This is a genomic window from Streptomyces endophyticus (assembly GCF_035798155.1).
GTDB classification, from domain to species: domain Bacteria; phylum Actinomycetota; class Actinomycetes; order Streptomycetales; family Streptomycetaceae; genus Streptomyces; species Streptomyces endophyticus.
Map to the genome: position 1 here is coordinate 113,497 of NZ_JAOZYC010000098.1, position 10,880 is coordinate 124,376.

Annotated in this window: 8 protein-coding genes; 2 read left to right on the plus strand and 6 right to left on the minus strand. The window is 72.9% G+C overall.

All coding sequences use genetic code 11. From position 1 onward, the window contains the following. Positions 1-8 precede the first annotated feature (8 nt). From sucC to OKJ99_RS14355, 6 genes are all read right to left on the minus strand, one after another. Positions 9-1,187: an ADP-forming succinate--CoA ligase subunit beta gene (gene sucC / locus OKJ99_RS14330; RefSeq protein WP_326016483.1), complete on the minus strand. Its 1,179-nt coding sequence runs from the start codon at positions 1,185-1,187 to the stop codon at positions 9-11. A 439-nt stretch (positions 1,188-1,626) separates the two neighbouring features. Continuing rightward, on the minus strand, positions 1,627-2,841 hold the full coding sequence (locus OKJ99_RS14335) for a hypothetical protein (RefSeq protein WP_326016485.1): 1,215 nt from the start codon (positions 2,839-2,841) through the stop codon (positions 1,627-1,629). An 88-nt stretch (positions 2,842-2,929) separates the two neighbouring features. Continuing rightward, positions 2,930-4,171 (minus strand): hypothetical protein, encoded by a 1,242-nt coding sequence (locus OKJ99_RS14340; RefSeq protein ID WP_326016487.1) that lies wholly within the window; start codon positions 4,169-4,171, stop codon positions 2,930-2,932. Positions 4,172-4,245: 74 nt separating this feature from the next. Then, entirely contained in the window at positions 4,246-5,472 is a 1,227-nt protein-coding gene (locus OKJ99_RS14345; RefSeq protein ID WP_326016489.1) for a VWA domain-containing protein, read from the minus strand. Further along, positions 5,469-7,835: a DUF5682 family protein gene (locus OKJ99_RS14350; RefSeq protein ID WP_326016491.1), complete on the minus strand. Its 2,367-nt coding sequence runs from the start codon at positions 7,833-7,835 to the stop codon at positions 5,469-5,471. Before OKJ99_RS14350 ends, OKJ99_RS14345 begins: the two co-directional genes overlap by 4 nt. Next, a complete protein-coding gene (locus OKJ99_RS14355; protein WP_326016493.1) occupies positions 7,832-8,989 on the minus strand; it encodes an ATP-binding protein in 1,158 nt (385 codons plus the stop codon). The genes OKJ99_RS14350 and OKJ99_RS14355 overlap by 4 nt, the downstream gene beginning before the upstream one ends. Positions 8,990-9,167: 178 nt before the next feature. Between OKJ99_RS14355 and OKJ99_RS14360 the strand changes: the two genes are divergently transcribed. Then, positions 9,168-10,613, plus strand: a complete 1,446-nt coding sequence (locus OKJ99_RS14360) for an SWIM zinc finger family protein (RefSeq protein WP_326016495.1) — start codon at positions 9,168-9,170, stop codon at positions 10,611-10,613. Positions 10,614-10,686: 73 nt separating this feature from the next. Next, a partial coding sequence (locus tag OKJ99_RS14365) for a DUF5691 domain-containing protein (RefSeq protein WP_456115186.1) occupies positions 10,687-10,880 on the plus strand: 194 nt, incomplete at its 3' end.

Sequence of the window (10,880 nt, forward strand, 5' to 3'; positions counted from 1 at the left end):
CCTCGTCCTTACTTCGCGGCCGCGAGCTCGGCGGCCTTGTCGGCCGCGCCGTCCATGGTGTCCACGCGCTGCACCAGCGGGTGGTTGGCGTCGGAGAGGATCTTGCGACCCAGCTCGGCGTTGTTGCCGTCGAGGCGGACGACGAGCGGCTTCTCGACCTTCTCGCCCTTCTCCTCAAGGAGCGCCAGGGCCTGGACGATGCCGTTGGCGACCTCGTCGCAGGCGGTGATGCCGCCGAAGACGTTGACGAAGACCGACTTGACGTCGGAGTCGCCGAGGATGATCTCCAGGCCGTTCGCCATCACCTGGGCGGACGCGCCGCCACCGATGTCGAGGAAGTTGGCCGGCTTCACGTTGCCGTGGTTCTCACCGGCGTACGCGACGACGTCGAGCGTCGACATGACCAGACCGGCACCGTTACCGATGATGCCGACCTCGCCGTCGAGCTTGACGTAGTTGAGGCCCTTCTCCTTGGCAGCGGCCTCGAGCGGGTCGGCCGCGTCCTTGTCCTGAAGGGCCTCGTGGTCGGGGTGCCGGAAGTCGGCGTTCTCGTCCAGGGACACCTTGCCGTCGAGGGCGATGACCTTGCCGGAGGCGACCTTCGCGAGCGGGTTGACCTCGACGAGGAGGGCGTCCTCGGCGATGAAGGTCTTCCACAGCGTCTGGAGGATCTCGGCGACCTGGTCGGCGACCTCGGCCGGGAACTTGGCGTCGGCGACGATCTGACGGGCGACCTCGGGGGTCACGCCCTCATTGGCGTCGATCGGCGTCTTGGCGACGGCCTCCGGGCGGTTGGCCGCCACCTCCTCGATCTCCATGCCGCCCTCGACGGAGGCGATGGAGAGGAAGGTGCGGTTGGTGCGGTCCAGGAGGAAGGAGACGTAGTACTCCTCCGTGATCTCCGGAGCCGTCTCGGCCATCATCACCTTGTGGACCGTGTGGCCCTTGATGTCCATGCCGAGGATGTTGGTCGCGTGCTGCACGGCCTCGTCGGGGGTGGCAGCCAGCTTCACGCCGCCGGCCTTGCCGCGGCCGCCGACCTTCACCTGCGCCTTGACGACGGACTTGCCGCCAAGACGCTCGGTCGCCTCGCGGGCCGCCTCAGGCGTGTCGATGACTTCACCGGCCAGCACCGGTACACCGTGCTTGGCGAAGAGGTCCCTCGCCTGGTACTCGAACAGGTCCACGCGCGTCCGTCCCTATCAGTGATCTCGCGGTTCGTTATCTGCGTGGGCGTGCCGCGAGGGGCAACGTGACTCCGCTGTCACACGTGACGAGTGCCGTGGCCGCTTTCGCTGCTGTGCGCTGCTGTCACTAAGGAGGCGTACACGGTGACCGAGTACGCGGCATGTCCGTCTCGCAGGTTATCGCCGCTCAGCGACGGCTTCTAAATCACAGATCACACCTGAGCGGTGATACCCATCACAGAGCGTCCCATTTGTGGGGCTATCTGCGGCGCTGTCGAGGCTCCGGGGAGACGAAAGCGGCCTCACCGAGCGGGGGTGCGCTCGGTGAGGCCGCAGGTCAGCGGGTGGTCACGTCCCCAAGCGGACCACCCGCCGTCATGCATGGAAAGCGACCCGGTGCGGCCGATGGCTTTCGGCCGTCCGGGCACGGTCGCGTAGGTCAGACGCCGGGCAGGTAGCTGGGCGCGACGGAACCGGCGACACCCTGCGCACCGGTGACGGCGTTGCCCGCGAGCGGGTGGGCGTCGGCGGTCACGGTGCCGGTCAGGCCCTGCGCGAACGGGGCGACCTCGTGGGTCACGCCGCCGGCCAGCGGCGCCACGTTGTCGCCGACCACGGCCTGCGCGAAGGGGGCCACGTTGTCGCCCACGACACCCTGCGCGAACGGGGTGACGTCGCCCGTGACGCCCTGCGCCAGGCCCTGCGCGCTGGCGCCGACGCCGCCGACGACCGGCTGCACGTGGTTGACGACCGTCTGCACGAGCGGCTGGACCGCGCCCACGACGCCGCCCGCGAACGGGGTGACGTCATTGCCGACCACGCTCTGCGCGAACGGGGCCACGTTGTCGCCGGCCACGCCCTGGGCCAGCGGCTGGACCTGGCCGGTGACACCGGTGGCGAACGGCGCGACGTTGTCGCCGACGACGGTCTGCGCGAACGGCGTCACGTCGCCGACCGCGCCGCCCGCCAGGGTGGTCACGTCGCCGACGGCCTGGCCCACGACCGGGAGCACGCCCTGCACGGCGGTGTTCGCGAGGGGCGGGAGCACGGCGTCGGCGGTCTCGCCGACGGCCGGGGCGGTGTTCGTGCGGACGTTCTGCACGGCGCCCTGGGCGGTGCCCTGAGCGTTGTCCTGTACGTAGCCGGGGGCCTGGGCGGCCGCCTGCGTCAGCTGCTGCTGGAGCTGCGGGGCGAAGGCGTCGAGCGGGCCGAACAGGTAGTCGACACCCTCCTGGGCGCGACCCTGGGCGTCGGCGACGTGGCCGGAGGCCTTGTCCTTGACGCCGGCGACGTCGGCGACGTCGGCGACGTCCTTGATGCCGGCAACGTCCTTGACGTCGGCGGTGGTCGGGGCCTGGACCTGGTGGGCCTTCGACTGGACCTGCGCCTTGGCCTGCTGGGTGGCGGCCTTGGCCTTGTTGGTCACCTGCTGGTTCGCGAGCTTGTCGGTCACGTCGTTGTGCGCGACCTGGTCGACCTTGTCGGTCACCTGCGACGTCGTGTTCTGCACGTCGGAGACGGTGTCACCGGCGACGTCCGGCACGGACAGCGAGTGCGCGGGCAGCTCGTCGGCGCTGGCCACGGCGGAGCCGAGGGCCCAGGCGCCGGAGACGCCGGCGGCTATCACGATGGAGCGGCGGATGTTCTTGTTCATGAGTACGTCAGTTCCTTCGAATTCACTTCACGGCTGGGCAGACCTGTTCCGCCCCCGCGCGGCAGGTCACGAGCGGGGAAGGGCTGCCCTAGCCGGGGAATTCGGGAATGTCGCGAAGCCGGTCGACCACCGGCGCGGTGCCCGCGGACGCCGTCGCGCCGGACGCGAGCAGAACGGGCGCACGGCCGCCGAACGCCGCCGCGTGCAGATCACCGTGGCGCGTCGAACCGCCGTCGCCCGCGCTCGCGCCTGCCGACGGCACACCGTCGGGACGCTGCGGCACAACGGGCGACGCGGGACGCGCCTCGGCCTTCGCGCCCGCTTCCGCCTTCTGTACGTCGCCGAACCGCGCGACGTCGTACGCCTGCGGGCCGCTCGCCTCGGCGTGCGACCGGCCCCCGGCCGTGGCGGGCCGGTCGCCGTGCACCGCCGGGGTGTCCGACAGCTGCGGTGCGGTCGCGGCGGGCGGCTCGGGCCGCGGGTCGGCGGGGTCCACGATGCGGATGATCCCGCCGAGGCGGCCGTGCGTCAGCTGCTCCGGCACCGCGCCGACGAGCTCAGCGACGGCTCGCGTCGCCAACTCCTCGACCGGCCCCGTCAACTGGCGCACGGTGGCACCGACCGGCTCCGTCAGATACCGCAGCGCGTCGACGGCGGAACGCAGGCGGACCTGGTCGCCCCCGAGCGCCTCGATGTGCTGACGCAGCGGATCGGTGAGGTACGCCCGCACGGGTGCGGTGCGCTTGTCGTACAGTGCCCGGCCCGCGCGCCTCACATCGGAAACGTGCTCGGCACCGGACGAGTGCCGCACGCCGGACGCACGCTCGGCGCCGGGTGCCTGCTTCGCGCCGGGTGCCTGCTTCGCGTCGACCAGGTTCGGCGTCGGCTCCGCGGGCCGAACCGGTGCGGGTGCGGATGCGGGGCCGGAGTCGGGCGTGGAGTCGGGCGCGGACGCGTGCTCGACGGCCCGCGCCTTCGCCCGTTCCTTCGCCGACGCCGGGGTTGGGGTCGGGGTCGAGGGCTCAGATGTGTCGGACGCGTCGGATGCGCCGGATGCGCCGGCGTCCTCAGAGGTCTCGGTGTCCTCGGACGGAGCCGGGGCCTCGCGGGATCCCGCCTCACGCAACTTCCGCGCGGAATCGGCGACATGCTCCCGCACCGCCACGTGCCCTGCCTCGAGCGAACCGGCGTCGGGCAACCCGTCCGCCTGCGCCCGGCCGCCGCACATGATCCCGAGGACGAACAACCCGCCGAACAGCAGCGCCAGTTGCAGCGCACGCCGTCCTGCCGACGCGCGCACCAGGCGCGCGACGGGGTCGGGAAGTGCCATCGGGGAAGTCACGGTGGCCGAATCCTCGCATGGGGCGAGGGAGGCGGCGCAAGCCCCCCGTTACCGATGGGTACTCATATCCGGTTCGCGGCGGGTGCACCCTTTTCCGATGCCGTGTCCGGTATCGGCAAGGGGCGTTTCTCGATGGCAGCGGCCATGACGTCGGGGAACAGGTCCGGTGTGCAGGCGAAGGCCGGCGCACCAAGACCCGCGAGCGCCGCCGCGTGCTCCCGGTCGTAGGCGGGCGCGCCCTCGTCGGAGAGTGCGAGCAGCGTCACGAACTGCACGCCGGACGCCTTCATCGCGGCGACCCTCTTCAACATCTCGTTGCGGATGCCTCCTTCGTAGAGGTCGGAGATGAGGACGACAACGGTCTCGGCGGGGCGGGTGATCTGCGACTGGCAGTAGGCGAGCGCCCGGTTGATGTCCGTGCCGCCGCCGAGCTGGGTGCCGAACAGGACGTCCACCGGGTCGTCGAGCTGGTCCGTCAGGTCCACGACGGCCGTGTCGAAGACGACGAGCCGGGTCGCTATCGAGCGCATGGAGGCGAGCACCGCCCCGAAGACGGAGGCGTAGACGACGGATGCCGCCATCGAGCCCGACTGGTCGATGCAGAGGACGACCTCCTTCTTCACGGACTGCGCCGCGCGCCCGTACCCGATCAGCCGCTCGGGCACGATCGTGCGGTACTCGGGCAGGTAGTGCTTGAGGTTGGCCGCGATGGTGCGGTTCCAGTCGATGTCGTGGTGGCGCGGCCGCTGAATGCGGGCACTGCGGTCGAGGGCGCCGGTGAGGGTGGCACGGGTCCGCGTGGCGAGCTTCTTCTCGAGGTCCTCGACGACCTTGCGCACGACGGCGCGTGCCGTCTCCTTCGTCGTCTCGGGCATCGCCTTGTTGAGCGAGAGCAGCGTGCCGACGAGATGGACGTCCGCGTCGACGGCCTCCAGCATCTCCGGTTCGAGCAGCAGCGTGGAGAGCCCGAGCCGGTCGATGGCGTCCCGCTGCATGACCTGGACGACGGAGGACGGGAAGTAGGTCCGGATGTCGCCGAGCCAGCGGGCCACGGCCGGAGCGGACGCCCCGAGCCCCGCGCTCCGGCTGCCGCCCTGTTGCCTGTCGCCCTGTTGCTTGTCGCTGCCCGAGCCGTACAGCGCGGCGAGGGCGCCGTCCATCGCCGCGTCCTGCCCCGCGAGCCCGCAGCCTGTGCCGTCCGCGTCCGCCCCGCCGAGCACGAGGCGCCAGCGGCGCAACCGCTCGTCCGTGTCGGTCCCGGTTCCGGTGCCAGTGCCGGTGCCGGTCATGCCACCGCCCCCTCAAGGCCGTTGTCGCTCTCGTCGTCTCTGCTCTCGCCGTCTCCGCCACCGGCCCCCGCGCCGAGCAGGAGGCGCAGCACCGGCAGCACCGCGTCCGCCCGCTCCGCGTCCAGTTCCTCCCCGAAGCCGCGCGGTGCACCGGCGATCGGGGACCGCCCGCTCTCGGAGGGCCCGCGCCTGACCAGTTCGCCCAAGGTCCGCCGCACGCCGGGCTCGTACGCCGAGAACGTGCGCCGCAGCAACGGCAGTACGTCCGTGAACGCGTCGCCCGACACCCCCGTCAGCCACGCGTCGACCAGGCCCAGAAGTCGCTCGTCGTGCACCAGAAGCAGCCCGCCGCCCGAACCTCCGGCCGTGCCTCCTACGAATCCCTCGATCCACGCCGCCGCCTCGGCCGGCTCGGTGCCGGGCGAGAGCGCGAGGCTCATCAGCCGGGCGGCGTCGTCCTCGTCGAGCGCGCCCTCGTCCAGCAGGATCCGCGCGCACCGCCCCCGGATCACCCCGGCCACGCCGCCCCGCTCCGCGAGCACGCGCAGCACGGTCCGCCAGCGCTCGCGCACCCCGGCGTCCTCCAGAAGCGCGACGGCCGAGTGCACCGCGTCGACGTGGCCGCGCAGCTCTTCGGCCGCCTCCGCGTCGAGCCCCGCGCACGCCGGGGGCAGACCGACGAAGACCCGCTCGGCGAGGCCCGCCGCCACCTCGGCGAGGGCGCCGGTGTCGGTGCCGCGCACGTCGCCGTAGCGCAGGGCGCGGACCAGGGCCGGCAGGGCCCCGGCGAGGTGGCCGACGTCCGCGTCGAGGGCGGCGCGGTCGGCGAGGATCCGCATCACCGTCGGCAGCGCGTCCGCGAGCCCCGCGAGCAGACACGCCTCGGCGAGCGCCGTGACGTCGGCGAGCGCCCTCGCGGCGATCGCGTCCGTCTCCGCCTTGGCGGTCGCGGCGGCGAGCACGGTCGTCCCCCACACCCCGGCCTCGGCGACCCGCACGGACAGCTCCGGCTCCCAGCGCAGCCGCCACGACTCGCGGAAGGTGCCGGTGGAGCCGCGCGCCGATCTCGCCGGCTCTCCCCAGGCGACGCCCAGGAGCCGCAGCCGGTGCAGCAGGCGGCTGCGCGCGGCGTCGGTGTCGCCCCGAAGGTCGAGGTCCAACTCCTTCTCCGCCGCGGCCGGTTTGAGCCGCAGAGAACGCTGCTGCCGCGTGAGGTCGCGCTGCAGCGGCACCGCGGGCGCCGCCTCGGGCACCTCCCCCAGCACGTCGCCCACCACCAGCTTGTCGTGGATGAGCGCCAGCGGTACGTCCGAGCCCTCGCACAGCACGGCCCGCACCGCGTCGGTGGTCTCGGTGAGCCCCGCGAGCGGCCGCCCGCGCATCACGGCGAGGGTCTCCGCGAGACGTACGGCCTCGATGACGTGGGCGGAGGACACGATGCGGTCCTCCTCGCGCAGCAGCCCGGCGACCTTCGTCAGCCACCGCTCCACGGGCCGGTCGGGCGCACTGAACAGATGCCCGTACCAGCCGGGCGAGTCGATCCCCGCCCCGTATCCGCTGACGCGGGCCAGGCGTCGGTGCGTCCACGGCACCCACGTCATGTCGACCTTCGCCTTCGGCAGCCCCTTGAGCAGGGCGCGGTCGGCCGCGACGGTCGTCCTCTGCCGCAGCGCGGGCACGTGCCAGGCCCCGCACACGACGGCCACGTCGTCCCCGAACTCACGCTGGGCCGCCCGCACTTGGATCCGCATGTACGCCTCACGCGGAAGGTCGCGATCGTGTCCCCCGTCCCCGCACGTCTCCCGCAGCGCGCCCATCGCCTCGCCGAGCGCGGCGAAGGCGTCGCCGTCCCGGTGCTCGACGACGTCCTCCCACCAGCGCTCCGCGTCGTCGTATCCGGCGGTCTCGGCGAGGACCCGCAGGGGGTCGACGCGCACGGAGTCCTCGTCCTCAGAGCCCTCGCCCTCAGGGGATTCGGGATCCTCGGGCCCGGGTTCGTCATCGCCGCGCAGCGCCAGGCTGTGCGCGGCCGGCAGGTCGATGAAGCGCACCGGCACGTCGCGCGCCAACGCCCAGCGGATCGCGACCCATTCGGGCGAGAACTCGGCGAACGGCCAGAACGCGGACTTCCCCGGCTCGTCCACGACGTGCGCGAGCAGCGCGACCGGCGGCCGCATACCGGCCTCGGCGGCGAGCGGCACGAGGCCGTCCGCCTCCGGTGGCCCTTCGATCAGTACGATCCGCGGCTCGGCTGCATCGAGCGCGGTGCGCACGGCGCGCGCGGAGCCCGGCCCGTGGTGCCGCACGCCGAGCAGCGCGGGGCCCGTGGCCCGGGGCGTCGGTGTCGGTGTCGGTGTCGTCATGCGCTCACCTCTCGGCAGGCCCGGTAGAAGTCCTTCCAGCCGTCGCGCTCCCGCACCACGGCCTCCAGGTACTCCTGCCAGACGACCCGGTCCGCCGCCGGATCACGCACCACGGCCCCGAGGATCCCGGCGGCGACGTCGGAGGAACGCAGTACGCCGTCCCCGAAGTGGGCGGACAGGGCGAGGCCGTTGGTGACCACGGAGATCGCCTCGGCCGTCGACAGCGTGCCGCTGGGGGACTTCACCTTCGTGCGCCCATCGGCCGTCACACCGTCGCGCAGCTCGCGGAAGACGGTGACGACCCGACGGATCTCGTCCATCCCGTCCGGCGCGCTGGGCAACTCCAGTGCGCGGCCGACCTGGTCGACCCGCCGCGAGACGATGTCGACCTCGTCCTCCACGCTCGCCGGCAGCGGCAGCACGACCGTGTTGAACCGGCGCCGCAGCGCGCTCGACAGATCGTTGACCCCGCGGTCCCTGTCATTGGCCGTGGCGATGAGGTTGAAGCCGCGCACGGCCTGCACCTCCTGCCCCAACTCCGGTATCGGCAGGGTCTTCTCGGACAGAATCGTGATCAGCGTGTCCTGCACATCGGCCGGGATGCGCGTCAGCTCCTCGACGCGCGCGGTCATCCCGTCCGCCATCGCCCGCATGACCGGGCTCGGCACGAGGGCGTCCCTGCTCGGCCCGTTGGCCAGCAGCTGCGCGTAGTTCCACCCGTATCGGATGGCCTCCTCCGGCGTCCCCGCCGTGCCCTGCACCAGCAGCGTCGAATCGCCGCTCACGGCGGCCGCGAGATGCTCGGACACCCAGGTCTTGGCGGTGCCGGGCACGCCGAGCAGGAGCAGCGCCCGGTCGGTCGCCAGCGTCGTCACGGCGACCTCGACGATGCGCCGCGGGCCCACGTATTTCGGCGAGATCACCGTGCCGTCGGGCAGTGTGCCGCCGAGCAGATACGTCGCGACGGCCCACGGCGACAGGCGCCAGCGGGCCGGCCGCGGCCGGTCGTCCTGCGCGGCGAGCACCGCGAGTTCCTCCGCGAACGCGTCCTCGGCGTGCGGCCGCAGCACCTCGTCGGCGGCCTGGCTACCGGTCCTGCTCCCGGTCTGGCTCCCGGTCTGGCTCTCGGTCTGGCTCTCGGCGGAAATGGTCATGGCTGTCCCCCTCCAACTCGCCCAACTCGAACCCGCACGACGAGCTCTCGACCGCTCTCGCCGCGTGCTGGATTCCACGGTGCACCACGCCACTGACAATCGACATCGACCGCATCGTCGCCGCAGGTCAGAGCCGTTGCCGGACGGATTGTCAGTGGCGGGATCTACCGTCGATGACATGAATCAGCTGGGGGTGCGCTGGACGACGGATCAGGTGCTCGCACTGGCGCCTGACGCTGCGTCACGCAAGGCGGGAAGCAAGCTCGGGGACCCGGGCCCGTGGTCGGGGACCGGGAGTTCCGCGGGCGCGGAGGATTCGGACGAGGGGGCGGTATGGGGACTGTGCAAGGGGAGCGGCGGCAAGCCGTACCAGACGATCGTGGACATCGGCGGGGGCGCTTCGGGGGCGAACGGGCCGGGGTACAAGTGCAGTTGCCCGAGCCGCAAGTTCCCGTGCAAGCACGCGCTCGGGCTCTTGCTGCTCTGGGCGGGCGGCGACGCACAGGTCCCGGCGGGCCAGTCGCCGCCGGAGTGGGCCGAGCCGTGGCTGGCGGGGCGGCAGAAGCGGGCCGAGTCCCAGCAGACCGCGGCGTCGGCCGTCGGCTCGAGCGGCGCCCCGGCGGATCCGGCGGCGGCCCGGCGCAGAGCCGAGCGCCGCGCCCAGCGGATCACGGCGGGCGCGACGGAGCTGGAGCAGCGCCTCGCCGACCTGCTGCGCGGCGGCCTCGCACAGGCGGAGCGGTCGGGTTACGGGCTGTGGGAGGAGACGGCCGCGCGCATGGTCGACGCGCAGGCGCCCGGACTTGCCGCGCGCGTCAGAGAGTTGGGGGCGATCCCGGCGTCCGGCCCCGGCTGGCCGGTGCGGCTGCTTGAGGCGTGCGCGCTGCTCCACCTCCTCTGCCAGGGCTGGCTGCGCCGGGACGACCTGCCCGGTGACCTGGCGGCGACGGTCCGCTCGCGCGTGGGCCTGCCGGCCCCGGACAGAGAGCCACCGCTGCGCGACCGCTGGCTGGTCCTCTCCCAGTACGACACGGCGGACGGGCACCTCACCACGCGCCGGATATGGCTGCACGGCACGCAGAGCGCGCGCACCGTGCTCCTCCTCTCCTACGGGGCCGCCGGCCGCGCCCCGGCCCTGGCTCTGCCGACCGGGCGCACGCTCGACGCCGCGGTGTCGGCGTATCCGGGAGCGGGGGCCCTCCGGGCGGAGCTGGGCGAGCAGTTCGCCCCGACTGAGTCGGACGGGATACGTCCTGGTGCCGTACCTGGTGCCGTACTTGGTGCCGTACTTGGTGCCGTACGCCCGAAGGGAGTTGACGTCACCGCCGGTCTCGCGGCCTACGGATCGGCGCTCGCGGCCGACCCCTGGCTCGAGTCCTGGCCGGTGACGCTCGCGGAGGTGATACCGACGCGGACCCCGGACGGCCACTGGCAACTCGCGGACGACGAAGGAAAGTCGGCGCTCCCCCTCACCGCACCCGCGGCGGCGTCCCCCGGCCTGTGGCGCCTGGTCGCCGTCTCCGGGGGCGCGCCGGTGACGGTGTTCGGCGAATGCGGCCCGACCGGCTTCCGCCCGCTGGCCACCTGGGCGGAGGAAGCGGGGGAGGTCATATCGCTGTGCTGACCAATCCGAAAACAACCAGCACGCCGAAACACCGTTGCCGGTGAAGAGGACCGCACCACGGAGAGGACCCACGATGACCACCACCGCCACCTGGGACGACCTCGTCAGCGCCGCCCTGCTCGGAACCGAACGCCGTTCGGACCGCCCGCCACTCGCCCTCCTCGACGAGGCCGCCGTGCACACCGTGCGCCGCCGGGCCGGCCTGCGTCCCGCCGCGGCGACCGAACCGCCGGACCGCGCCGAGGACGACCCGCGCCCCCCGCTGCC